This is a genomic window from Streptomyces sp. URMC 124 (assembly GCF_051386455.1).
Taxonomy (GTDB): domain Bacteria; phylum Actinomycetota; class Actinomycetes; order Streptomycetales; family Streptomycetaceae; genus Streptomyces.
Genome location: NZ_JBPQTS010000118.1, coordinates 1 through 24,724, shown reverse-complemented (window position 1 = coordinate 24,724; position 24,724 = coordinate 1). Strand labels below are relative to the sequence as shown.

At 74.3% G+C, this 24,724-nt stretch carries 20 protein-coding genes; 14 read left to right on the top strand and 6 right to left on the bottom strand.

Going from position 1 to position 24,724, the window contains the following annotated elements; genetic code table 11:
• Positions 1-66: 66 nt before the first annotated feature.
• Entirely contained in the window at positions 67-1,866 is a 1,800-nt protein-coding gene (locus tag ACSNOG_RS22895; protein WP_436754573.1) for a prolyl oligopeptidase family serine peptidase, read from the top strand.
• A 285-nt stretch (positions 1,867-2,151) separates the two neighbouring features.
• Here the strand turns inward: ACSNOG_RS22895 and ACSNOG_RS22890 are convergent, their stop codons facing one another.
• The 3 genes from ACSNOG_RS22890 to ACSNOG_RS22880 all read right to left on the bottom strand — a co-directional run bounded on the left by ACSNOG_RS22890 (position 2,152) and on the right by ACSNOG_RS22880 (position 4,000).
• Complete coding sequence (locus ACSNOG_RS22890) at positions 2,152-2,874, bottom strand: RraA family protein (RefSeq protein WP_436754570.1); 723 nt, start codon at positions 2,872-2,874, stop codon at positions 2,152-2,154.
• 95 nt (positions 2,875-2,969) lie between these two features.
• The gene (locus ACSNOG_RS22885) at positions 2,970-3,281 is read right to left on the bottom strand and encodes an AzlD domain-containing protein (protein ID WP_168094501.1); all 312 of its coding nucleotides are present in this window, start codon (positions 3,279-3,281) and stop codon (positions 2,970-2,972) included.
• Positions 3,278-4,000, bottom strand: coding sequence for an AzlC family ABC transporter permease (locus ACSNOG_RS22880; RefSeq protein ID WP_436754569.1), 723 nt, complete (start codon positions 3,998-4,000; stop codon positions 3,278-3,280). The genes ACSNOG_RS22885 and ACSNOG_RS22880 overlap by 4 nt, the downstream gene beginning before the upstream one ends.
• Before the next feature lie 132 nt (positions 4,001-4,132).
• Between ACSNOG_RS22880 and ACSNOG_RS22875 the strand changes: the two genes are divergently transcribed.
• The 5 genes from ACSNOG_RS22875 (at position 4,133) to ACSNOG_RS22855 (ending at position 8,477) form a co-directional block, all read left to right on the top strand.
• On the top strand, positions 4,133-4,663 hold the full coding sequence (locus tag ACSNOG_RS22875; RefSeq protein WP_436754568.1) for a CGNR zinc finger domain-containing protein: 531 nt from the start codon (positions 4,133-4,135) through the stop codon (positions 4,661-4,663).
• 116 nt (positions 4,664-4,779) lie between these two features.
• Entirely contained in the window at positions 4,780-5,763 is a 984-nt protein-coding gene (locus ACSNOG_RS22870; RefSeq protein WP_436754567.1) for an ABC transporter ATP-binding protein, read from the top strand.
• Positions 5,760-6,770: an ABC transporter permease gene (locus tag ACSNOG_RS22865; protein WP_436754566.1), complete on the top strand. Its 1,011-nt coding sequence runs from the start codon at positions 5,760-5,762 to the stop codon at positions 6,768-6,770. Before ACSNOG_RS22870 ends, ACSNOG_RS22865 begins: the two co-directional genes overlap by 4 nt.
• 48 nt (positions 6,771-6,818) lie before the next feature.
• Positions 6,819-7,205 (top strand): GntR family transcriptional regulator, encoded by a 387-nt coding sequence (locus ACSNOG_RS22860; RefSeq protein ID WP_436754565.1) that lies wholly within the window; start codon positions 6,819-6,821, stop codon positions 7,203-7,205.
• Positions 7,206-7,277: 72 nt separating this feature from the next.
• Positions 7,278-8,477, top strand: a complete 1,200-nt coding sequence (locus ACSNOG_RS22855; protein ID WP_436754564.1) for a hypothetical protein — start codon at positions 7,278-7,280, stop codon at positions 8,475-8,477.
• Positions 8,478-8,489: 12 nt separating this feature from the next.
• Here ACSNOG_RS22855 and ACSNOG_RS22850 read toward each other — a convergent pair whose 3' ends face one another.
• Positions 8,490-9,314, bottom strand: a complete 825-nt coding sequence (locus ACSNOG_RS22850; RefSeq protein ID WP_436754563.1) for an SAM-dependent methyltransferase — start codon at positions 9,312-9,314, stop codon at positions 8,490-8,492.
• 177 nt (positions 9,315-9,491) lie between these two features.
• Here ACSNOG_RS22850 and ACSNOG_RS22845 point away from each other — a divergent pair, with 177 nt between their 5' ends.
• The 4 genes from ACSNOG_RS22845 to ACSNOG_RS22830 all read left to right on the top strand — a co-directional run bounded on the left by ACSNOG_RS22845 (position 9,492) and on the right by ACSNOG_RS22830 (position 12,636).
• Positions 9,492-10,163 carry an RNA polymerase sigma factor gene (locus ACSNOG_RS22845; protein ID WP_436754562.1) on the top strand — a complete coding sequence of 224 codons (672 nt, stop codon included), beginning with the start codon at positions 9,492-9,494 and terminating at the stop codon, positions 10,161-10,163.
• On the top strand, positions 10,135-10,821 hold the full coding sequence (locus tag ACSNOG_RS22840) for a hypothetical protein (protein WP_436754561.1): 687 nt from the start codon (positions 10,135-10,137) through the stop codon (positions 10,819-10,821). Before ACSNOG_RS22845 ends, ACSNOG_RS22840 begins: the two co-directional genes overlap by 29 nt.
• 118 nt (positions 10,822-10,939) lie before the next feature.
• Positions 10,940-11,488, top strand: a complete 549-nt coding sequence (locus ACSNOG_RS22835) for a cupin domain-containing protein (protein WP_436754572.1) — start codon at positions 10,940-10,942, stop codon at positions 11,486-11,488.
• A complete protein-coding gene (locus tag ACSNOG_RS22830) occupies positions 11,485-12,636 on the top strand; it encodes a serine hydrolase domain-containing protein (RefSeq protein ID WP_436754560.1) in 1,152 nt (383 codons plus the stop codon). Before ACSNOG_RS22835 ends, ACSNOG_RS22830 begins: the two co-directional genes overlap by 4 nt.
• 19 nt (positions 12,637-12,655) lie before the next feature.
• Here the strand turns inward: ACSNOG_RS22830 and ACSNOG_RS22825 are convergent, their stop codons facing one another.
• Complete coding sequence (locus ACSNOG_RS22825) at positions 12,656-13,459, bottom strand: ABC transporter ATP-binding protein (RefSeq protein ID WP_436754559.1); 804 nt, start codon at positions 13,457-13,459, stop codon at positions 12,656-12,658.
• Positions 13,460-13,633: 174 nt separating this feature from the next.
• Between ACSNOG_RS22825 and ACSNOG_RS22820 the strand changes: the two genes are divergently transcribed.
• Positions 13,634-14,629 carry an ABC transporter substrate-binding protein gene (locus tag ACSNOG_RS22820; protein WP_436754558.1) on the top strand — a complete coding sequence of 332 codons (996 nt, stop codon included), beginning with the start codon at positions 13,634-13,636 and terminating at the stop codon, positions 14,627-14,629.
• Between the two features lie 46 nt (positions 14,630-14,675).
• On the opposite strand, the gene ACSNOG_RS22815 is transcribed toward ACSNOG_RS22820, so the two are convergent.
• Entirely contained in the window at positions 14,676-15,803 is a 1,128-nt protein-coding gene (locus tag ACSNOG_RS22815; protein ID WP_436754557.1) for a M20 family metallopeptidase, read from the bottom strand.
• A gap of 142 nt (positions 15,804-15,945) precedes the next feature.
• On the opposite strand from ACSNOG_RS22815, the gene ACSNOG_RS22810 reads away from it, so the two are divergent.
• The 3 genes from ACSNOG_RS22810 to ACSNOG_RS22800 all read left to right on the top strand — a co-directional run.
• A complete protein-coding gene (locus tag ACSNOG_RS22810; RefSeq protein WP_436754556.1) occupies positions 15,946-23,151 on the top strand; it encodes an amino acid adenylation domain-containing protein in 7,206 nt (2,401 codons plus the stop codon).
• A 4-nt stretch (positions 23,152-23,155) separates the two neighbouring features.
• Positions 23,156-23,359, top strand: coding sequence for an MbtH family protein (locus ACSNOG_RS22805; RefSeq protein ID WP_436754555.1), 204 nt, complete (start codon positions 23,156-23,158; stop codon positions 23,357-23,359).
• 47 nt (positions 23,360-23,406) lie between these two features.
• Positions 23,407-24,724: DHA2 family efflux MFS transporter permease subunit (locus ACSNOG_RS22800; RefSeq protein WP_436754571.1), on the top strand; the 1,318-nt coding region annotated here is incomplete at its 3' end.

Below are 24,724 nucleotides of genomic sequence, written 5' to 3'. Positions count from 1 at the left end.
GGGGCCGGACCGCTGAGCGAGGGGCGGCGGCGCACACCTCAGGCCGCCACGGGAGGAACCCCCTCGATGACCACGACCGCCCCCCGCCTGCCCCTCGCCGACGGACCCGTGTGGGAACGGCGCTTCCGCGCCCCCCGCCACACCCTGCCGGCCTGGGCCAAGAGCGCGCCCGACCGCTGCGTGTTCGTCAGCGACCTCTCCGGCATCGCCCAGGTCTACGCCTGGGACCGCGCGGCCGGCACCCTCCGCCGGGTCACCGACCGCCCCGCCGGCACCCAGCAGTGCGCGATCGAGGCGTCCGGGGAAGCCGTGTGGTGGTTCGACGACGGCGCGGGTGACGAGTACGGCTGCTGGATGCGGCAGCCCTTCGCCGGCGGGCCCGACACCCCGGCCGTGCCGTCCACCGGGCGGTACTGGGCCTCGGGCCTGGCCGTCGGCCTCGACGGGCACGCCCTGCTCGGCTGCTCCACCGAGGACGGCGCGGAAGTCCACCTCGTTCTGCCCGGCGGCGACGCCCGCCGGCTCTACCGGCACGACGAGCCGGCCTACGCCGTCGACCTCTCCCGCTCGCTGGACCTGGCCGTCATCGCGCACAGCGAGCGCGGCGACCTGTGGGACCTGGGCGTGCGCGTCCTCGCCACGGACGACGGCGCGACCGTGGCCGACCTCTGCGACGACGAGGGCGGCGGCCTGGAGGCCGTGGGCTTCTCGCCCGTGCGGGGCGATACGCGCCTGCTGCTGCAGCATCAGCGCGACGACCGCTGGGAACCGGTCCTGTTCGACCCGCGCACCGGCGAGCGCACCGAGCTGCGCCTCGGCCTGCCCGGCGACGTGTCGGTCCAGTGGTTCCAGGACGCACGCTCGCTGCTGGTCGTCCACGACCACGAGGCGCGCTCCACGCTCCACCGCTACGACCTGGGCAGCGGCTGCCTGGAGCGCATCGCCACCCCGCCCGGGGTCATCGCCCACGCCCGGACCCGGCCCGGCGGCGACGCCTGGCTGCTGTGGTCGAGCTCGGCGCGGCCCCCGGAGTTCCGCGGCCTCCTGGAGGACCCGCGGCTGCCCCTGCCGGACCGGGTGCCGCCCCCGGCGGCCGGGGCCCGCGACCTGTGGGTGGACGGCCCCGGCGGCCGCGTCCACGCCCTGCTGAACACGCCCGCCGGGCCGGGCCCGCACCCCACGGTCTTCCTGCTGCACGGCGGACCCGACGAGCAGGACGAGGACGCCTTCGACCCGGCCGTCGCGGCGTGGACCGACCACGGGTTCGCCGTCGTGCGCGTCAACTACCGCGGCTCGACCGGCTACGGGCGCGAGTGGACCGAGGCGCTGCGGCGCCGCGTGGGCCTCACCGAGCTGGAGGACGTCGCCGCGGTGCGGCAGTGGACGGTCGACCACGGCGTCGCCGACCCCGCCCGGCTGATCGTCGCGGGCTGGTCCTGGGGCGGCTACCTCACGCTGCTCGCGCTCGGCACGCAGCCGGGGGAGTGGGCGCTGGGGCTCGCCGGCGCGCCCGTCGCCGACTGCGCCGCGGCGCACCACGCGGCGATGGAGGAGATCAAGGCGCTCGACCGCAGCCTCTTCGGCGGCTCGCCCGGCGAAGTGCCCGAGCGCTACCGGGAGTCCTCGCCGCTGACGTACGTCGACGCCGTCCGCGCACCCGTGCTCATCCTGGCCGGCGCCAACGACGCCCGCTGCCCCGTGGAGCAGGTCCGCGACTACGCCGGGCGGCTCGCACAGCGCGGCATCGTCCACGGCCTGCACGTCCACGACGGGGGGCACAGCGTGACGGACGTGGAGGAGCGCGTGGCGATGTTCCGCCGGCAGCTGGAGTTCGCGCGGGCCCATCTTCCGCAGGCCGCCTCCTGAACGGACCTGCGGGCCGCCCCCGGCGGGGTCGGGGGCACGGCGCAGTGGGCTCAGGTCCGGTCCCCGGCGGCGGGGGTCCACCGGGAACCGGGCCTGAGCCCACTGTGCCTGCACCGACTGCGACGCCATCAGGAGAAGGGACCTCCCTGTGAACCGACTTGCGAACGGACTCGCCGTGCTCACGTTCTCACCCTGCCTGCGGGACGGGATTCCGGAGCCCCACCCCTGGTCCCGCCGGCACCTGCTGCTGCGGCGGGGCCTTCCCTCGTACGTCCCCTGCCCCTCCTACTCCAGCGCTCCGTCGACCTGGGCCAGATGGGAGCGGAACGCATAGCCGGGCTCGGCGCGCCGGCGCTCCAGGAAGCGGTCCCAGCCCAGCTGCTCGCGCAGGCTGACGCCCTGCAGGGCCCGTTCGGCCTGGGCGCGCTCGGCCCGGACGATCCGCTCGGCGACGGCGGCCACCTCGGTGCGGACCGCCGCAGGGACGATCAGCACGCCGTCGGAGTCGGCCGTCACGCCGTCGCCGTCCCGCCCCGTGAACGGGGGGAGGGCGGGCGGCGCGGTGCGCCCCGGACCGAGCCGCGGGGAGGCGGGACAGGGTCCGAGGCTGAACACCGGCAGGCCGATGGCGGCGAGTTCGTCGGTGTCGCGGTGGCAGCCCCACACGACGATGCCCGCGAGACCGGCCTGCCGGGCCTCGATCGCGACGAGGTCACCCACGCAGGCCTCGTCCGTGCGGCCGGAGTTGTCGACGAGGAGGACGTCGCCCGGGGCGGCGGCGTCGATCCCGGTGAAGATCGAGACCACGCCCTCGGTGTGCTGCACGCGGCGCAGGGGGCCGGCGCAGCGCATGCCCGCCGCCACCGGTGCCAGCGGCAGGGGCGGCAGGGTGACGGCGGCACCCAGGCGGACGCCCGCGTCCCACAGGGCCGTGGTGGGCGGCGTGCCGATCGGCTGGTCCGCGGCGGGCGGGGCCGCCGTGACGGGCGGCGCTTCCGTGTTCTCCATGGGTGCCTCCTTCCGGTCGGGGAGCGGGGCTCGGGGGCGGTGCGGGCGGCCGGGGGAGCGGCCGCGGTGGCTGCGGGGTCCGCCCGCGGTCCCGGTCAGCCGGTCACCAGCCGGGTCAGGGCCGTGGCAGCGGCCCCGAGCACCACGACGAGCAGCGTGGGCCACTTGCGCCAGACGCCGAAGGCCCCGACGACGAGCCCGACGGCGCGGGCGTCGATGACGAGCGACTTGCCCTGGCCGAACATCTGGGTGGCGATCAGCGCGGCCAGCAGGGTGGGGGCCATGAGCGTCACCACGCGCTGCATGGCCGCGGGCAGTTCCTCGCCGCCGAGCAGTACGGGGCCGGTCGCCTTGAGCGCCATGGAGACGGCGCCGACCAGGAGCACGGCGAGCCACAGTCCGGTCATTTCCTCAGTCCCAACAGGCAGGCGGCGGTGGCGGCGATGAGCGGCACGCCCGGCGAGGCGAAGGGCACCAGGGCCAGGGCGATGGCGACGCCGAGGGCCGAGGCCGCGAGCGCCTTGCGGCTGGTGATCTGTCCCTTGAGCAGGGCGATGAACAGCACGGGCGAGACGACGTCCAGCCCGAAGCGCTCGGGATCGCCGAGGTAGTGGGCGCCCAGCAGGCCGACCGCGGTGCCGCCGACCCAGGCGGCGTAGACGAGCACGCCCGCGCCGAGCAGACGGCCGCGCGAATAGCGGCCGTTGCCCACGTGGCCCACGGCCCAGGACTCGTCCACCACCAGCTGGGCGGACAGGAAGCGCTTGAGGACGCCGCCGGTCATGGCCGGGGCCACGCTGATCCCGATGGGCAGGTAGCGGGAGTTGAGCAGGACGGCCGCGACGATCGCGGCGGCGACCCCGCCGCCGGTGCCGAGCACCGAGGCCGCGGCGAACTGCGCGGACCCCGCGAAGGTCGTCAGTGACATCACCACCGGGGCCAGGACCCCCATGCCCGCGGCGCGGGCCACGATGCCGAAGGAGACCGCGAATCCGAAGACGGCCACGGCCAGGGGCACGGCGGCCCGCAGACCGTAGAGTGCCTCCTCCCGGAATCCGCCGACGGGAGCGGGCGTTTCCTGCGGTGGCGCCGACCCCTCGGCGGGTAATGCCTCTTGCGAGTCCATGCGTCCTCCGCGGACATGCGGGCAACAGGTGCGGGCAACAGGAAACAGCGCCACCGCAGGGGATGCGGTGACGACCACGAGCAGCAATAGTACGGAGTCATGGTGAGGTTTACTAGTTACTCAGACGGTTCGGTGACCCTGGCTGAGGACCTGGTCAATACCTACAACATCGTGCGCAATGTGGAGAAGATGCCCGATGTTGCGGCATTGTCCGCCCTGCTCGACGCCCACGGCATGCGCCCGCCCACCGCCCTGACAGAAGCGGACCTCGCCGCCGTACGCGAGCTCCGGCCCGTCCTGCGCGAGGTCTTCGGCGCCCCGGACGCGGCCACGGCCGTCTCCCTGCTCAACGCCGTCCTCGCCCGCCACCGCGCCGCTCCGCACTACAGCGACCACGACGGGTCCTGGCACCTGCACGTCGCCGCGCCCGACGCCCCCGTGGCCGACCAGTACGCGGTCAACGCCGCCATGGGGCTGCTCACGGTGGTCGGTGCGAGCGGCATGGAGCGGCTGCACGTGTGCGTCGGCAACCGCTGCGCCGAGGTCTTCGTGGACACGTCCCGCAATCTGTCGCGGCGCTTCTGCTCGCCGCAGATCTGCGGCAACCGTGCGACCGCGGCCGCCCACCGGGCCCGCCGCAAGGCGGCAGACGCGGCGCCGTAGAGCCGTAATCGCACCTTTTGCCCCTATCTGTACCTGATATTGACAGTGCGGAGGCGATCTATATGCTCATTCCACTAGCTGACTAGTTAATTAGCAGGTGGGGCAGGTGGGGTGGGATGACGTCAGCCGACGACACGGGCGGCTGGGCCGTCGAGGCGCGGGGCCTGGGTAAGCGCTACCGGCGCCGCTGGGCCGTGCGGGACCTCTCCGTGCGGATCCCGGCCGGTGCGGTCTGCGGGCTGGTGGGACCCAACGGCGCGGGCAAGAGCACGCTGCTGGGCATGGCCGGGCGGCTCGTCCGCCCGACGGCCGGCAGCCTGCAGGTCTTCGGGACACCGGTCTCCGGTGCCGCGGGCCTCGCCGACACGGCGTTCGTCACCCAGGACAAGCCCCTCTTCCCCCGGTTCACGGTCGAGGAGACCCTGCGCCTGGGGCGGGAGCTCAACCCGCGCTGGGACCAGGCGGCGGCCGAGCGGATCGTACGGTCCGGGAAGCTGCCCATGGCCGCGCACGTCGGCAGTCTCTCCGGCGGCCAGCGCTCCCGCGTGGCCCTCGCGCTGGCCTTCGGCAAGCGACCGCGCCTGCTGCTCCTGGACGAGCCCATGGCCGCCCTGGACCCGCTCGCCGCCCACGAGATCGGCGGTCTGCTGCTGGCCGAGGCGGCCGAGCTGGGCACGACGGTCGTGATGTCCTCGCACCGCATGGCCGACGTGGCGACCATGTGCGACCACCTGGTCGCCGTCGACGGGGGCCGGGTGCGCCTCGCGGGCGGGACCGAGGCCCTGCTCGCGGCCCACCGGCTGGTGACCGGCGTGCACCTGACCGACGGGATGCCCGCGGAGATCGCCCGTCACACCGTGGTCGAAACGCGCGCCGTGGGCCGCCAGTTCACCGCCCTCATCCGGCCCCGCGGCCGGGTCGAGGGCGACTGGAAGACCGTCGAACCCGGCCTGGAGGAGGTGCTGCTGGGCTACATGCGCTCGCCCGCCGCACCCCCCTTGCTCACGGACACGGCCCGTATCGACGGCACAGAGAACGCACAGAGCACACAGAGCGCAGAGAACGCAGAGAACGAGGAAGACGAGGGGGTGGCGGCATGACCACGGCCGCGCAGAAGCCCGTCGCCACGGAGGGCGGCGGCACGGCGGGCAACCGCACCGAGGGCGGCAAGCAGCCGCCGCGCATCCTGCGCGGCCTGCCGTGGCTGGTCTGGCGGCAGCACCGGACGGCCTTCGTGGCCTGCCTGCTGCTGACCGCCGCCGGCTGCGTGAACATGCTCTGGCAGCGCCACTCGACGCTGGGGTGGCTGGAGCGCGCCCGCGCGCACGGCGCCGTGGACCTGGTGCAGGCCTCGGGGCAGGCGTACGGCGAGGCGTTCCAGAACGCCACCTGGCTGATGTCGCTGGTGCCCGTCGTCGCGGGCGTCCTCCTCGGCGCCCCGCTGATCGCCGGGGACCGCGAGCGCGGCACGGTCCAGCTGGTCACCACGCAGTCGGTCACCCGCGGCCGCTGGCTCGCCGTCAAGCTCGGCGCGGCGGTGCTGATCACCGTCGTGTGCTCCGCGGCGCTCTCGGCCGCCTTCACCGCCTGGTGGGAGCCCGCGCACGACCTCTTCAACGCCGGCGACTGGCTCGCGACCGACGTCTTCGCCGCCACCGGCCCCGTGCCCGTGGCGGTGGCACTGCTCCACCTCGCAGTAGGCGTCGCGTGCGGTCTGCTCGTGCGCCGCACCCTGATGGCCATGGGCATCACCTTCGGCTTCGCCTTCGTCTGGAACCTCGTCCTGTCCGGCGAGGTCCCGCTGGGCGCGAAGCCGCGCGTGCTCGTCAACCCGGTCGAGGAGGGACAACCCGCGCTGCCCGAAGGCGCGGTGCGTCACGACAACTGGACCGTCGACGCGCAGGGCGGACTCCACGGCTTCGGCGAGTGCTTCAACGAGCGCACCCCCGCCGACTGCAGGGCCAGGGGCATCGTCGGCGAGCGCCTGGAATACTTCGGGTACGACCAGATGCCCGGCATGCAGTGGACCTACGCGGCGCTCGTGCTGACGGCGGCCGTCGCCCTGCTCGCCCTCACCCTGTGGTGGGGCCGGCGGCGCCCGCTGTGAGCCGTGCCGGGTCGCAGCACGCAGGGACGGGATGAGGGGGGCCGCACCATGGTCGAGTTCAGAATCGACCGGCACAGCGGGATGGCCGCCTACCTGCAGATCGTGCAGCAGGTCCAGGAGGCGCTGCGCCTCGGCATCCTCACCGTCGGGGACCAGCTGCCCACCGCCGCCCGCGTCGCCGCCGTCACCAAGCTCAACCCGAACACGACGCTCAAGGCCTACCGCGAGCTCGAGCACCTCGGGCTCGTGGAGGCCCGGCCGGGGGTCGGCACGTTCGTCAGCGCCTCCCCGGCGCGGCCCCGTTCCCTGGCCGACTCCCCGCTGCGCGGGGAGCTTTCGGACTGGATGCGCCGGGCCCACCGGGAGGGCCTGGAGTGGGCGGACGTCTCCGCGCTGATCACCGCCGCCCGCGCGGAGCACTACCCCGCCGTCTGACGACCCCGGCCCCCCCTCGTACCACCCCACCGCGTACGCCCGTACGCCCCCGACGAAATGGCATGACCGCCCATGACGGCTCTCGCACCCGACTCCTCCACCGCCGGCCCCGGCGCGATACCGGACCCGCCGGAGCCGTCGGCACGGCAGCAAGCGAAACGTATCTTCCGCTTCCTGCTGCCCGCGTGCGCCGTCTACGCCGTCACCACCGTGCTCCACCTGCTGATCCTGTCCGCCATGAGCGACGCCGACGGCCCCGGGCTGAGCAAGCGCCTGCTGGCCTGGGACGGCAACCTCTACGTGGGCATCGCCGAGCACGGCTACGCCGACGGCTACACCTACAAGGACGACGGCAGCCTCGACGGCAACAACCTCGCGTTCTTCCCGCTGTTCCCGATGCTGATCCGCGCCGTCCACGCCGTCACCCCGCTCGGCTGGGGCACCTCCGGCATCGTCGCGGCCCACCTCGCGCTGCTCGCCGCGCTGATCGTCGCGCACCGCCTCCTGGCCCGGCTCTACGGAGGGCGCACCGCCCTCTTCGCGATCGTGCTCCTCGCCGGGGCGCAGCCGATGGCGATGTCCTTCCTGATGTCCTACAGCGAGGCGCTCTTCCTGGCCCTGGCCGCCGGCACGCTTCTGGCCGCGCACCACAAGGCCTGGCTCACCGCCGGCACGCTGGCACTGCTGACCGGCCTGACCCGGCCCGCGGCCGCGGCCGTCGCCGCCGCGCTCGCCGTCGCCGCCGGCCTGCACCTGCTGCGCGAACGCCGCATCAGCGCGCGGCCCGTGGCCGCCGTCGTCCTCGGCTGCCTCGGCACGCCGCTCTACCTGGGGTGGGTGGGGCAGCGCGTCGGTGAAGCCGACGCCTGGTTCCGCATCCAGGAGGCCGGCTGGGGCACGCACTGGGACAACGGAGCCGCCTTCTTCGACTTCCTCGGCGAGACGCTGCGCCGGGGCGAGGGCTGGGTGTCGGTGAGCACCGCCGTCCTCCTGCTCGCCCTCTCCTGCGCCACCGCGCTCACCTGGCACCGCGGCACCTGGCCGCCGCTGCTCGTCTACGGCACGGGCATCGTGCTCCTCACCCTGGCCCAGAGCAACTACTCGCACTCCAAGCTGCGCCTCGTCATACCGGCACTCCTCTTCCTCGTCCCCGTGGCCCGGGCACTGGCGGCGGCCCGCACCCGCACGGCGGTGACCGTGCTGTGTGCGGCGACGCTCTTCGGCTGCTGGTACGGCGCCTTCATGCTCACGGTGTGGAAGTACGCGATATGAGGGGCGCGCGGGTCACGGCTTACGGGCGACCGCCGCGTAGCAGACGGCTTCGGCGGCCGTGGGACCTGCCGGGGCACCGGGCCGGCCGGGGCGCCAGCGGTGGGCGAGCGTGACGCCCGGCTCCAGCAGCTCCCAGCCGTCGAAGAAACGGCGGAACTCGGCCTCGCCGCGCAGCTGGAGCGGGGTCCCGGCCCGCGCGTAGACGTCCCTGACCCGGCCCATCGCCCGGGGGGAGAAGTCGGAGGTGCCGTGCGTGATCACGAGTGCGCTGCCGCGCGGCAGCGCCGCCTTGAGCTCTTCGACGGCGGCGTGGGCGCGGCCGCGGCCGTCGTCGGGGACGAAGTGGAGCAGGGCGTTGAGGGTGAGCGCCACCGGGCGGCGCAGGTCGAGGGTCGCGTGCAGCTCCGGCGCCTCCAGCACGCTGCCGGCGACGGTGACGTCGGCCTGGAGGTACGCCGTGCGGCCCTCGGGACGCCCGCGCAGCAGCGCGGCGGCGTGCGCGAGGACGATGGGGTCGTTGTCCGTGTAGACGACGCGGGCCGCGGGGCTGACCGCCTGGACGATCTCGTGCAGGTTGGGCGAGGTGGGGATGCCCGTGCCGATGTCGAGGAACTGCGTCAGGCCCGCCCGGGCGAGGTGGCCGGCGGCCCGGTGCATGAACTCCCGGTTCATGCGGCAGGCTTCTCCGGCCGCCGGGAAGACCGAGAGGATCCGCTGCGCCGCCTCGCGGTCGGCGGCGAAGTTCGTCCGCCCGCCCAGGAGCCGGTCGTAGATGCGGGCCGAGTGGGCCCGGTCCAGCCGCAGGTCGACCCCGGGCTCCTGGCGGGCCTCGCCCATCTTCTCCGCCTCCCCGTTGCGTTGCGGCCGCCCCATACCTGTCCCGGGTCACCGGCGGGTAACCGCACCACTGCGGAGAGCCGGATTTTTTGCGGGGTTGTGGCACGGCGGGGTCTGCTTTTCCGGTTCATTGGAAGAACGCAGAAGCAGCAGCAGAAGACGCGACGAGAGGCGCCCATGAGAGACAGCGGTCGAACGCCCGCGCCCGCCGGGACCACCCTCCCGTCCGAGCGCCGGATGGAGATCGCCTTCACGGCCTTCCGCGAGCTGCACGAGCACAGGTGGGGCGCGTACGCCTACGTGCACACGGGGGACGCCGAAGCGGCCGCGGACATCACGGAGACCGCCTTCGACCGGCTGTCCGCGCAGTGGCCGCACGCCCTGCGCCAGCCGTCCGCCGACTCCTACGCCTGGTCGCTGCTCAAGGAGCACGTGGCCGGCTGGCTGGCCCGGCACCGGCGGGACACGGCGCTGCCGACGGCCGCGCTGCACTGCGCGGCCCACGCCCAGGAGCCCGGGCGCGGCCGGCGGTTCCGGCTCCTGGAGAGCCGGATGGCGCTGTACGCGGCGATCGCCCGGCTGCCCGAGCGGCAGTGCGACGCCCTCGTGCTGAACCTGGTCATCGGCTACACCGTGGCGCAGGTCGCGGACCTGCTGGGCGTCGAGCGGGCGGCCGCGCGGTCCCTCATCGGCCATGCCAAGCGCAAGGTCACCGCGGCGCTGTCCGCGGTGCCCGAGGCGTCCTTCGCGTCCGCGGCGTCCACGGCGTCCGCGTTAGAGGTCCCTTTAGAGGCTCAGCATTCCGGCAAGGGGGAAGCACATGCCGCGCAGCCACGACACCGAGGGTGACGTCATCGAAGCCATGCTGACCTCGGACGCCCGCGCCATCGCGGTGGCGTTCGAGAGCCGGCGCCGTCCGCGGCGGCGCCGGCCGGCCGTGGCGCCCGCCCCCGTCGTCCCGCCCTCCGCGGCCGGTCCCGGCGCCCGGGAGGAGGCCGCTCACGAGCTCGACCTCGCGTGCGTCCTGGTGATCAACGCCGTCGAGGCCGCCGACAGCCTGGAACGGTTCGTGGACGACCGGGGCATCGACCCCGAGGGCGCCCTCGTCTTCGCGTGCCTGCTGCACGTGGCGGGCCACACCCGCGCCGCGGGCTTCTGGTGGCAGTTCGCCGCCGGCGGCGGCAGCCGCACCGCCGCGTACTGCCTGCACCTCTCGCACCGCCGCGACGGCGAGTTCCGCGACGCCGCGTTCTGGCGCGCGCAGGCCGCCCACGACCCGCAGGAGCCCCCGCCGCCCGTCTCCCGGACGGACAGCCGCCGCAAGCTGCTGTCCGACGCGGCCCGCCACGAACTGCTCATCCAGTGGCACAGCGGCTTGACCCCCCATCTGCCGGCCGCGCTGGAGAGCGTCGTCAACCGCTTGGCCGTCGACGGCGACGACGAGGACTTCGGCGAGGTCCCGCAGCCCGCCCCCGGACTCGTGGAACGGCTCTCCCGCGAGGCGTGAGTCTCTGACCCGTACGGGTGAGGGCACGGATGCCGGCCGGTACGAACGGGAAATCTCCGCAATGACGGACGACGTGGCCCGCCACGACGTGGAGCAGCCACCGGGAAGGACCGCCGCGATGACCCTCATCTCCGCCCAGGACGGTCTGGTCGTGCCGCCCGGCGGGGGGCGCACCCTCGTCACCCCCGCCCAGCAGGTCACCTTCAAGGTCACGGGGGAGCACTCGCGCGCGGCCTCCAGCTTCGAGGTCGTCGTCCCGCCCGGCTTCGACGTCGGCGCGCACCTGCACACCCGCAGCGAGGAGCTCTTCTACGTCCTGGAGGGCGAGCTGGACGTCCTGGCCTTCGAGCCGCTCGTGCGGACGCGGGACCACTGGCGGGAGTGGCGCTCGGCCGCCGGGCAGCGCTATGCCCGGGCCACGCCGGGCACGGTGATCCTGGTGCCGCCGGGCTGCCCGCACGCCTTCGCCAATCCGACGACGGAGCCGGTGCGGATGTTCTTCCAGGCCTCGCCGCCGCCCGACCACGAGCGCTATTTCGAGGAGCTCTTCGACATCCTCGAGGCGGGGCCGCCCGTCGACCAGGAGGCGATCGCCGCGCTGCGCGTGCGCTACGACATCGAGCAGCTCACCCCGCTGCGCACCGCGGGCCCCGCGGCGGGCTCGTGACGGACCTGCACGACGTCCTCGCACCGTACGTCCGCAGCGGCGCGCTGCCGGGGGCGGTCGCGCTGGTGGCCCGCGGCGGCCGCGTGGAGGCGGAGGCGCTCGGCTCCCTCGACGCCGACGGCACCGCCCCGATGAGCAGGGATTCCCTCTTCCGCATCGCCTCGCTCACCAAGCCCGTCACCGCCGCGGCCGCCATGATGCTGGTCGAGGACGGCCGGATGGGCCTGGAGGACCCGGTCGCGAGGTGGCTGCCGGAGCTGGCGTCACCGGTGGTGGTCCGCACGCCGCAGGCGCCCGTCGACGACGTGGTCCCGGCCGCCCGCCCGGTCACCGTGGCGGACCTGCTCACCTTCCGCGCGGGCTACGGCTTCCCGGCGGACTTCTCGCTGCCGGCGGTCGCGCTGCTGTTCGAGGAGGTGCAGGGGCACCTCCTGGCCCCGCAGGACAACCTTCCGCCCGACGCGTGGACGGAGGCCCTGGCCCGCGTCCCGATGCTGCACCAGCCGGGCGAGGCCTGGCTCTACCACACCTGTTACGACATCCTCGGCGTGCTGATCGCCAGGGTCGCGGGCCGCCCCCTGCCCGACGTCCTGGCCGAGCGGCTGTTCGAGCCGCTCGGCATGGCCGACACCGGCTTCCGGGTCCCGGCCGCCTCGCTCGGCCGGTTCACCAGCCTGTACCGGCCGACTGCGGACGGCGGCACGGAGCTGACGGACCCTCCGGACGGGCAGTGGAGCAGGCAACCGGCGTTCCCGGCCGCGGGCGGCGGGCTCGTCTCGACCGCCGACGACCTGCACGCCTTCGCCCGCATGCTCCTGGCCGGGGGCGCCACGGCCGCCGGTCGGCAACTGCTGTCGCCCGCCTCGGTGCGGCAGATGACCACCGACCACCTGACGCGGGCCCAGCGCGAGGGCGCCGCGCCCTTCCTGGAGGGGCAGGGGTGGGGTTTCGGCGGCTCGGTCGACATCGCGGCCGTCGCCCCGTGGAACGTTCCGGGCCGCTACGGCTGGGTGGGCGGCACGGGGACGGCCGCGCACCTCGTGCCCTCGACCGGCCTCGTCACCGTCCTGCTCACCCAGGTGCAGATGACCGGGTTCACCCCGACCGAGCTGATGCGGGACTTCTGGCGGTACGCGGCGGCCTTCTGACGCGGCCTCTTCCGATGGTTCACGAGACGGCAGCGGCCGCGGCCACCGGCGCGCGCCGGGCCGGGACCACCACGGGGGAGCCGTCGGCGGGGGCCTCCAGGATGTCGGCCTCGATGCCGTAGAGCTCGCGCACCAGGGCGGTGTCGACGACGTCGCGCGGTGCGCCGTGGGCCACGATGCGCCCGTCCTTCATGGCGACGACGGTGTCGGCGTAGCGGGCGGCGCTGGCGAGGTCGTGCAGGACCATCACGACCGTGCGGCCGGCGAGGGCCACTTCGCGGACGAGGTCGAGCACCTCGACGGCGTGGCCGATGTCCAGGGCGCTGGTCGGCTCGTCGAGGAGGACGATCGGCGTCTCCTGGGCGAGGACCATCGCGAGCCAGCAGCGCTGGCGCTGGCCGCCGGAGAGCTGGTCGAGGCGGCGGCCGGCGAGCGCGGCGACGCCGGTGGCCCGCAGCGCCTCCTCGACGGCCCGCTCGTCCTCGCGCGACCACTGGCGGAACAGGCCCTGGTGCGGGTGGCGCCCGTAGCGCACGAGCCCGGCGACGGTGACGGCCTCGGGGGCCAGCGGCGACTGGGGGAGCAGGGCGATGCGGTGCGCGGCCTGCCGCTGCTTCAGCTGCCAGATGTCGGCGTCGCCCGCGAGGACGCGGCCGGACTCCGGCTGGTGGAGCCGGGCGACGGAGCGCAGCAGGGTGGACTTGCCGCAGCCGTTGGGACCGACGATCGCGACGACCTTGCCCGAGGGGATGGTCAGGTCGACCCCCGCCACGGCGCGGTGGCCGGGGTAGCCGGCGATGAGCTGTTCGACGCGGAGCTCCACGGGCGGGCCTTTCCAGAAGATCGCCGGTTGTTGTGGACCCTCCCATGGGGAGAGCTTTAAGGTAAGGCTAACCTAATGTCCATTGCGGGCCGGTGCGAGGGGTTCCTCGTGCTGCCTGCTCTCCTTTTGCCATTCCTTTCCGTCCCCGTCTTCACCCACGCCCGGAGCATCCTGATGACCACACCCACCCGCCTCCTCCCCTTCGCCCCGCGCCGCGCGGTGCAGGTGCTCGCCGCCGTGGGGGCGGCCGCGCTGCTGGTCACCGGCTGTGGCTCCGACTCCGACAAGGGCTCGGACAAGAAGGCCGACAACGCGGCGGAGTCGGGCGGCGGCACCCGTACGGTCAAGGACGCGACCGGCACCGCGGTGAAGGTCCCGGCCAACCCCAAGCGCATCGTGACGCTCACCCAGGAGGACCTGGACGCGGTGCTGGCGCTGGGCGTCAAGCCGGTCGGCATCACCAACGGCCAGGGCCTGAACAAGCCGCCGGCCTACCTCGCCGACAAGGTGAAGGGCATCAACGTCGTCGGCAACCTGCTGCAGCCCGTCATGGACAAGGTCGTCGCCGCGAAGCCCGACCTCATCCTGGCCGGTGACATGCAGGACGAGCAGATGCTCAAGCAGCTGCGCGAGATCACCCCGGCCACGCTGGTCACGATGGCCCCGACCGATGACTGGAAGCTCTCGTTCCGGGGTATCGGCAACGCCCTGAACAAGATGAACGAGACCAACAAGGTCATCGGCGACTACGAGGCCAAGGCCAAGAAGGCCGGCGAGGGCCTGGGCGACAACAAGGGCGCCGAGGTCAGCATCGTCCGCTGGAACCCGGACGGCCCCAGCTGGATGGAGAAGAAGCAGTTCGCCAGCGGCGTCGCCCTGGACATGGGCCTCAAGCGCCCCAAGGCGCAGGACAAGGACGGCAACGCCCACACCCCGGCGCTCAGCCTGGAGAAGATCAACGAGATCGACGGCGACTGGCTGTTCCTGTCGACCCTCACCTCCGACGGTGAGAAGGCGCTGAAGGACGTCCAGGAGAAGCCGGCGTACAAGGACCTGGGTGCCGTCAAGAAGAACCACGCCGTGACGGTGGACGGTTCGGTCTGGTCGACGCGCGGCGGCCCGATCGCCAGCACGGTCGTCGTGGACGACATCGTGAAGGCGCTCAAGTAACCACTGCGTGTGCTGGACGGGCGAAAACCCGTCCAGCACACGTCTTTCAGCGACGGCTCGCGAAGTCGGCCGCCGTCCAGGCCATGCCGACCGCGCCGTCGAGCAGCGCCTGCTCGCCGCGGGGCGAAACCGCCGCGTCGGCGAACGCCGCCTCGTGCGGCCCGCACGCCCCGCCGCTGATGTCGAGCACCGGGTGGATCGACGGCACGACGTGCGAGACGTTCCCCATGTCCGTGCAGGCGAAGGCGTCCCGCTGCAGCGGCTCGGGCCGGCCCAGCGCGCGGGCGTTGTCCTTCCAGAGCGCGACGAGCTCCGCATCGGTGCGGAAGTCGAGGTAGTCGGGCTCGGGACGGGTCAGTTCCACCTCGCAGCCCGTGGCCAGGGCTCCCGCGCGGAAGCACGCCTCGACGCGCTCGCGCAGCTCCCGCAGGTCCTCGGCGGCCGAGGCACGGATCTCGTACTCGGCCGTGGCGCGGTCGGGGATCAGGTTGGGCGCCGTGCCCGCGCCCGTGGTCACCCCGTGCACCTTCCAGTGCGGGGGCAGTTGCTGGCGCAGCAGCCCGAGGGCGACCTGGGCGACGGTGAGCGCGTCGGCGGCGTTGCGGCCGTCGTGCGGATTGAGGCTCGGGTGGGCGGCCTTGCCGGTGTACGCGACGGAGAGGGTGCCGAGCGCGAACGAGCGGAACTCGGCGACCTCGAACGGGCAGGGGTGCACCATCATCGCGGCGTCGACCCCGTCGAAGGCGCCCGCGTCCAGCATGAGCGCCTTGCCCGCGCCGCGCTCCTCGGCGGGCGTGCCCAGCACCCGCACCGTCAGGCCCAGTTCGTCGGCGTGGGGCGCGAGGGCGAGGGCGGCGCCGAGGCCGGCCGCGGCGATCAGGTTGTGCCCGCAGGCGTGCCCGAGGCCGGGCAGGGCGTCGTACTCGCAGACGATCGCCACCGTCACGGGCCCGCTGCCCGCGGTCGCGGTGAAGGCCGTCTCCAGGCCGTGGGCCGGCGCGGTGACGTCGAAGCCGTGCCCGCGCAGGAATCCGGCGCACCATTCGGCGGCCCGGTGCTCGGCGAAGGCCGTCTCGGGGTGGGCGTGGATGCGCCGGCTGAGCGACAGGAGGTCGTCGCGGTGGGCGAGTACGCGCTCGCGCAGGGCGGATTTGAGGCCGTCGGCCGCGGTCATGTTCGGTGCTCCTGTTCGTTCCGCACCCTGTGGTGGGAGACTCTCACGGTGAGGCAAAAAATAGCTTAGGCTTACCTAAGCTGACATACCGGGGGGTACCGGTGTGGCCAGATCGCTGTCATACAACGGGAGTCCCCACACCATGCGTCACCACGAGGCCGAGACGTCTCCTGTCGAGCTGCCGCTGCTCGCGGCCCAGGCCGGAATCCTGTACGCGCAGGAACTCGCCCCCGACAACCCCGTCTACAACACGGGTGACTGCGTGGAGATCCGCGGCCCGCTGGACGAGGAGCTCTTCGCCCGCGCCCTCGACCGCACCGCAGGCGAGGCCGAGACCCTCTCGCTGCTCGCCGTGCCGGCCGACCCCGCCGACGAGGACGCCCGGCCCGCCCAGCGTCTCGTCACCGGACGCGAACTGACGCTCCACCGCCTCGACCTGCGCGCCGCCGCGGACCCGCGCGCCGAGGCCGAGGCCTGGATGCGCGCCGACCTCGACCGTCCGGTCGACCTCACCCGCGGGCCCCTCGTCACCCAGGCGCTCCTCCGCATCGACGACGAACTGCACTGGTGGTACCAGCGCGTCCACCACTTCGCCGTGGACGCCTACGCCCTGACCCTCATCGGCCGCCGCGTCGCCGAGGTCTACACCGCGCTCGCCGCCGGCGAGGAGCCCGCCGCCGCGGGCTTCGCCTCCCTGCGCGACCTCACCGACGAGGAGGCCGCCTACCGCACGGGCGCCTCGTACGCCAAGGACCGCGACCACTGGCTCGCCCACCTCGCCGACCGGCCCGAGCCCGCCTTCCTCTCCGCCCGCCCCTTCGCGCCCGCCACGACGGTCCTGCGCCGCACCGCCGTCCTCCCCGAAGGCACCCGCACCCGCCTGGAGAAGGCGGCGACCGGAGCCAGGGGAAGCACCTGGGCCGAGATCGTCATGGCCGCCACCGCCGGCTACGTGCACCGCATATCCGGCGCCCAGGACGTCCTCCTGGGCCTGCCGCTGAGGAACCGGCGCAGCCGCGCGGCCCTGCGCACCCCCGCCATGACCGTCAACGTCATGCCGCTGCGCGTCGCCGTCCGCCCGCAGGACACCGGCGCCGAACTGGTGCGCCGCGTCCTCCTCGCCGTGCGCGCCACCGTCCGGCACCAGCGCTACCGCCTGGAGGACCTGCGCCGCGACCTCGGGCTCACCGGCAACGACCGGCCGCTCTTCGGCCCCATGGTCAACATCAAGCCGTTCGAGGACGGCGCCCTGGACTTCGCGGGCCTGCCCGGCACCCTCCGCAACCTCGCCGCCGGCCCCGTCGACGACCTCGCCGTCACCGTCACCCCCGGCCCCGGCGACTCCCTCGTCCTCGGCCTCGACGCCAACCCCGGCCGCTACACCGAAGCGGAACTCGCCGCCCACGAGCGGGCCTTCCTGCGCTACCTCGACGCCCTGACCGACCTCCTCCTGGAGGACCCGGACCGGCCCGTCGGCACCCTCGACCTGCTCGACGCCGACGAGATCCACCGCGCCACCGCCGGCCGCACCGAGCCGCCCGCCGCGCACACCCTGCCCGAACTCTTCAGCGCGCAGGCCGCCCGCACCCCCGGCGCCACGGCCGTCCGCAGCGGCGGCGAGACCCTCACCTTCGCCGAGCTGGAGGCCGCCGCCAACCGCCTCGCCCACGAGCTGACCGCAGCGGGCGTCACGGCCGAGACCCCCGTCGCCCTGGCCCTGCCCCGCAGCGCCTCGACCGTCGTGGCCCTGCTCGCCGTCCTCAAGGCGGGCGGCGTCTGCCAGCCCCTCGACCTCGGGCACCCCGGCCGGCGCATCACCGCCGTCCTCGACGACGCCCGCCCCGGCTGCCTCGTCGGCACCGCCGACGCCGTGCGCGCACTGCCCCCGCACGGCATCCCCACCCTGCTCCTGGACGACCCGGAGACCCGCGCCCGCATCGCCGCCCGCCCGGCCACCGCACCCGCCGCGCCCACGCTCCGTCAGGCCGCGTACATCATCCACACCTCCGGCTCCACCGGCCGCCCCAAGGGCGTCGTCGTCACCCACGCCTCGCTGGCCAACCTCCACGCCGGGCACGGCAGTGACCACATCGCCCCCGCCGTGGCCCGCACCGGCCGCGACCGCCTGCGCATCGGCCACAGCGCCTCCTTCGCCTTCGACGCCTCCTGGGACCCGCTGATCTGGCTGGTCCACGGCCACGAGCTGCACCTGCTGGACGACGCCGGCTACCGCGACCCCGCAGCCCTCGCCGGCTACGTCCACGCCGAGCGCCTCGACTACCTCGACGTCACCCCCTCCTACGCCGAAGCCCTCCTCGCCGAAGGGCTCCTGGACGAGGGCCGGCACCACCCGGCCGTCGTCGTCGTGGGCGGCGAGACCGTGCCCGAGCCGCTCTGGCGGCGCCTGGCCGCCACCGAGGGCCTGGGCCCCGTCAACCTCTACGGCCCCACCGAGACCACCGTCGACGCCTACTACTGGCTGGCCGGCGAGGACGGCACCCCCCAGGGCAGACCCGTCCGCGGCTCCCGCGCCTACGTCCTCGACTCCTCCCTGCGCCCCGCGCCCGACGGCGTCACCGGCGAGCTCTACATCGCCGGCGCCTGCCTGGCCCGCGGCTACCTCGGCCGCCCCGACCTGACCGCCGAGCGCTTCACCGCCGACCCCTTCGGCGCCCTCCACGGCGAGCCCGGCGCCGCCATGTACCGCACCGGCGACCTGGTGCGCCGCCGCCCCGACGGCACCCTCGAATTCCTCGGCCGCGCCGACGACCAGGTCAAGATCCGCGGCTTCCGCATCGAACTCGGCGAGATCCAGGCGGCGCTGGCCGCCCACCCCGCGGTCTCCCAGGCCGCCGTGATCGCCCGCGACACCGCCCACGGCAAGCGCCTGCTCGGCTACGCCGTCCCCGCCGAAGGCGCAGCCGCCGCCGGGCTCGACACGGAGGCCCTGCGCGCTTACCTCGCCGGGCAGCTGCCCGCCCACATGGTGCCCACCGCGATCCTCGCCCTGGACGCCCTGCCCCGCACCTCCAACGACAAGCTCGACCACCGCGCCCTGCCGGACCCCGAGCCCACCGCCGGCCCGGCCGCCCGCGAGCCCCGCACCCCGCAGGAGGCCGCGCTCTGCGACCTCTTCCAGGACGTCCTCGGCCTGGACGCCCCGCCGTCACCCGACGCCGACTTCTTCGCCCTGGGCGGTCACTCCCTGCTCGCCGGGCGCATCGCCGCCCGTATCCGCGAGAGCGCGGGCGAGGGCTTCCATCTCGCCGACGTCTTCCGCAACCCCACCCCCGCCGCCCTCGCCGCCCTCCTGGACAGCGCCCCCGGCGCCGCCGCCGACGAGCGCCCCGCACTCGTGGCCGTGCCGCGCACCGAGCGGATGCCGCTCTCCCCGGCCCAGAAGCGGCTGTGGTTCATGCACCGGCTCGAAGGCCCCAGCCCCACGTACAACATCCCCCTGCTCCTCACCCTCACCGGCCCGCTCGACCAGGACGCACTCCGCCTGGCCCTGCGCGACCTCACCGAGCGTCACGAAACACTCCGGACCGTATACCCGGCCACTGACAACGAGCCCTACCAGCGGATCCTGACGCCCGAAGAGGCGTACCCCGAGCTGCACACCGCGCCGCTGGGCGCCGACGTCACCGCCGCCGTCCGCCACTGCTTCGACCTCGCGGCCGAACCCCCGCTGCGGGTCACCCTGTTCACCGACGGCGGGAGCGAGCACACCCTGCTCCTCCTCCTGCACCACATCGCCGGCGACGGCGCCTCCACCACGCCCCTCGCCCGCGACCTCGCCGCCGCCTACACCGCACGCGCCGCGGGCCGCGCCCCGCAACTCGCGCCCCTGCCCGTCCAGTACGCCGACCACACCGCCTGGCAGCAGCAGCTCCTCGGCACCGCCGACGCCCCCACCGCGCTCGCCGACCGCCAGATGGAGCACTGGAAGCAGGCCCTCGCCGGCCTGCCCGACCAGCTCGAACTCCCCACCGACCGGCCGCGCCCCGCCGTCGCCTCCTACGCCGGCGACACCGTGCCCTTCCACCTCGGCGCGGACGCGCACGCCGCCGTCGAGGCCCTTGCCCGCACCACCGGCACCAGCGTCTTCATGGTCGTCCAGGCCGCCCTCGCGACCCTGCTGACCCGCTACGGCTGCGGCACCGACATCCCCCTCGGCACCCCCGTGGCGGGCCGCGACGACGACGCGACCGCAGGCCTGGTCGGCTTCTTCGTCAACACCCTCGTCCTGCGCGCGGACACCTCCGGCGACCCCGCCTTCCGCACGCTGCTGGAGCGCGTCCGCACCGCCACGCTCGGCGCCTACGAACACGGCGACCTGCCCTTCGACCGGCTCGTCGAGGAGCTCAACCCGCCGCGCTCGCTGGCCCGGCACCCCCTGTTCCAGGTGATGCTCGCCTGGCAGTCCCTGCCCGACGCGGCGTTCGCCATGGGCCCGGAGCTGACCGCCGCGATGACGGCCACGCCGTCCGGCACCGCCAAGTTCGACCTCACCCTGAACGCGGGCGAGCAGCCCGGCGGCGGCATCGCCGGCTTCCTGGAGTTCCGCACCGACCTCTTCGACCGCGCCACCGCCGAGCGCCTCTCGGCCCACCTGGCCCGTCTGCTGGCCGCGGCCGCCGCCGCCCCCGACACCCCCCTCGGCCTGCTGCCGCTGCTCGGCGACGACGAGCGCCACCAGCTGCTGGTCGAGTGGAACACCGGCACCCCCGCCCCCGCGCCCTCGAAGCAGACCCTCGTGGAGCTCTACGAGGACGCCGCCCGCCGCTTCCCGGACCGCGCCGCCGTCACCTGTGACGGCGCGTCGCTCGACTACGCGGAGCTGTCCGCCCGCGCCAACCGCCTCGCCCGGCTGCTGGCCGCGCGCGGCATCGGCCCCGGCTCCATCGTCGCGCTCGCCCTGCCGCGCTCCCTGGAACTCGTCACCGGCCTGCTGGCCGTCGCCAAGGCCGGCGCCGCCTACCTCCCGATGGACCCCGACTACCCGGCCGACCGCCTGGCGTACATGCTCCAGGACGCCGCGCCCGCCGCCGTCGTCACCGACACCGCCACGGCGGCCCGCATCCCCGCGCACGACCTGCCCGTCGTCCTCGTGGACGGCGCCGAGGCCGACGCCTTCGGGGCCGCCGACCTCGCCCCGGAGGAGCGCGTCCGGCCCGTGCGCCCGGACGACGTCGCCTACGTCATCTACACCTCCGGCTCCACCGGCCGCCCCAAGGGCGTCCCCGTCACCCACCACAACGTCGTCCGGCTGTTCACCGCCACCGACCAGTGGTTCGGCTTCGGCCACACGGACGTCTGGACGCTCTTCCACTCCTACGCCTTCGACTTCTCCGTGTGGGAGATGTGGGGCGCCCTGCTGCACGGCGGCCGCCTCGTCGTCGTCCCCCACCTCGTCAGCCGCGACCCGGCCGCCTTCCTGCGCCTGCTCGCCGCGGAGAGCGTCACCGTCCTCAACCAGACGCCGTCCGCCTTCTACCAGCTGATGGCGGCCGACAAGGAGAACCCGGGCAGCGACCTGGCCCTGCGCTACGTCGTCTTCGGCGGCGAGGCGCTCGAACTGGCCCGCCTCGCCGACTGGTACGAGCGCCACGCCGAGGACGCGCCCACGCTCGTCAACATGTACGGCATCACCGAGACGACCGTGCACGTCTCCTACATCGCCCTGGACCGGGCCAAGGCGGCGGCCGGCGCCTCCAGCACCATCGGCGTCAACATCCCCGACCTGCGCGTCTACGTCCTCGACCCGTACCTGCAGCCGGTGCCGCCCGGCGTCACCGGTGAGATGTACGTGGCCGGCGAGGGCCTGGCCCGCGGCTACCTGGGCCGCCACGCCCTCACGGCGGAACGTTTCGTCGCCGACCCGTACGCCGCCCTCTTCGGCGAGAGCGGCACCCGCATGTACCGCTCCGGCGACCTCGCCCGCCGCCGCCCCGACGGCAACCTCGACTACTTCGGCCGCGCCGACCACCAGGTCAAGATCCGCGGCTTCCGCATCGAGCTCGGCGAGATCGAGGGCGTCCTCGCCGACCACCCCGACGTCGCCGACGCAGCCGTCGTCGTCCGCGAGGACACCCCCGGCGACAAGCGCCTCGTCGCCTACGCCGTCCCGGCCCGCGACGTCACCCCCGCCGCGCTGCGCGAGCACGCCGCCGGCGAACTGCCCGTCCACATGGTGCCCTCGGCCGTCGTCCTCCTCGACCGGCTCCCGCTGACCGCCAACGGCAAGCTCGACCGCAAGGCCCTCCCGGCCCCCGACCTCGCCTCCGCCGTCACCGAGGGCCGCGCCCCCCGAGGGCCCCGCGAGGAACAGCTCTGCGCGATCTTCGCCGACGTCCTGGGCCTGCCCCGGGTCGGCGTCGACGACAACTTCTTCGACCTCGGCGGCCACTCGCTGCTCGCCGTGCGCCTGGCCGGACGCGTCAAGGACGCCCTCGGCGCCGACGTCGGCATCGGCACCGTCTTCCAGGCGCCGACCGCCGCGGCCCTCGCCGCCGCCCTGGAGGTCGAGGACCGCACCGACGCCCTGGACGTCCTGCTGCCGCTGCGCCCCGCCGCACCCGGCGACAAGGCCCCGCTGTACTGCGTCCACCCCGCCGGCGGCCTCAGCTGGTGCTACGCGGGCCTGATCCGCCACCTGCCCGCCGACGTGCCGATCTACGGCATGCAGGCCCAGGGCGTCGGCCCGGCCACCGCCGCGCAGCCGCTGCCGCAGACCCTGGAGGAGCTCGCCGCGCACTACGTGGACCGGCTCCGCGAGGTCCAGCCGAAGGGCCCGTACCGCCTGCTCGGCTGGTCCACCGGCGGCATCATCGCCCAGGCCATGGCCACCCGCCTGCAGGACCTCGGCCACGAGGTCGAACTGCTGGCCATCCTCGACGCCTACCCCGCCGAGGGCTTCCGCGAGCTGCCCGTGCCCGACCAGGCCGAGGCGCTCGAAGCGCTCCTGGCCATGGGTGGCTACGGCCCCGACAGCCTGGAGGGCAAGCCCTTCGAACTCGCCCACGTCACCGACGTGCTGCGCCGCGAGGGCTCCCCGCTGGCCAGCCTCGACGACGCCACCATCGAGGCCCTCAACCGCACCTACCTCAACACCAACCACCTGGTGCGCGCCTTCGACCACCGGGTCTACGAGGGCGACGTGCTCTTCTTCCGGGCCACCGTCGACACCATCGACGACGAGCTCACCCCCGAGACCTGGACCCCGTACGTGACCGGGCGCATCGACAACACGGACGTCGCCTGCTCGCACAAGGACATGACCCTGCCCAAGCCGATCGCGCACATCGCGAGCGTGATCGCCGACCGTCTGCAGAACCTGGAGAACTGACCCCATGAGCGACGCACCCGCCAACCCCTTCGACGGCGACGGTCCCTTCCTCGTCCTCGTCAACGCCGAGGGCCGGCACAGCCTCTGGCCGGGTTTCGCCGCCGTGCCGGACGGCTGGACGACCGTCCACGGTCCCTGCGAGCGGCAGCAGGCCGTGGACTGGATCACCGCGAACTGGACCGACCTGACCCCGGCGGCCCAGGGGTGAAGGGCGTGAACCCGCGCATCGCCGTCGTGATCGTGTACACGGCGGCGATGTGCATGAACGGCCTCGACTCGACCATCGTCAACCCGGCGCTGCTGACGATCGCCCGGGACTTCGGCGAGCCCGTCTCCGCCGCCAACACCGTCGAGGTCGCCTTCCTGGTGGCGCTCGCGGTCGCCCTGCCGGTCGCCGGCTGGCTCGGCGACCGCTTCGGCACCAAGAAGGTCTTCCTCGGCGCGCTCGCCGTCTTCACCGCGGCCTCGGCGGCCTGCGGCCTGGCCCAGGACCTGCCGGTCCTGGTCCTCGCGCGCGTCGTGCAGGGCATCGCGGGCGGTCTGCTGACCCCCGTCGGCATGACGCTGCTCTTCCGCGCCTTCCCGCCGCACGAGCGGATGAAGCTGTCGAAGGTCCTCATCGTGCCGACCGCCCTCATGCCGGCCCTCGGGCCGCCGCTGGGCGGCTTCCTGACCGAGCACTTCTCCTGGCACTGGCTGTTCTTCGTCAACGTGCCGATCGGCGCGGCGGCGGTGCTGCTGGGAGCGGTGGGGCTGCGCGAGGAGAAGGAGGACGCGGAGGGCGGGTTCGACCTGAAGGGCTTCCTGCTGGCCACCCCCGCGCTCGGCCTGCTCACCTACGCGCTGGGCTTCGGCCCCTCGCACGGCTGGACCTCGCCGTCCGTCGCCGTGGCGGGCCCGCTCGGGCTGGCCCTGCTCGTCGCCGGGTGCGTGCACCTGCTGCGGGCGAAGAACCCGCTGCTGGAGCTGCGGATGCTCGCCGACAAGGTGTTCGCCTCGGCGACGGTGCTCGCCCTGGTCACCTCGGCCGGACTGATGGGCGTCCTCTTCGCCTTCCCGCTGCTCTACCAGGCGGCGCTCGGCGCCTCGGCCCTGGACGCGGGCCTGAGCGTCTTCCCCGAGGCGCTCGGCCTGATGCTGGCCTCGCAGGTCGCCGACCGGCTGATGCCGAAGCTCGGCCCGCGGCTGCTCGCTGTGCCCGCCCTGGTCCTGGCCACCGGCGTCTTCGCCGCGCTGGCCGTGCCGGGCGTCGCGGAGAGCGCCTGGGCGGTGCGCGCGCTGATGTTCTGCGTCGGCCTCGTGCTCGGCACGGCCGTGCTGACCGTCCAGATCGCCGGGTTCGCGGACGTCCCGCCGCCGGCCATGGGCCAGGCGATGGGCCTGTTCACCATCGTGCGCACGCTGGGCGGCGCGCTCGGCATCGCCGCCACGGCCGCGGTGATCGCGGCCTCGGGCGGCTCGCACGCCCACGACACGGACCCCGGCCCGTACCGGGCGGCGATCCTGGTCACGGCGGGCCTGGTCGCCCTCGGCGCGCTCGTCGCGCTGCGGATGCCCAAGGACGCCCCGGCCC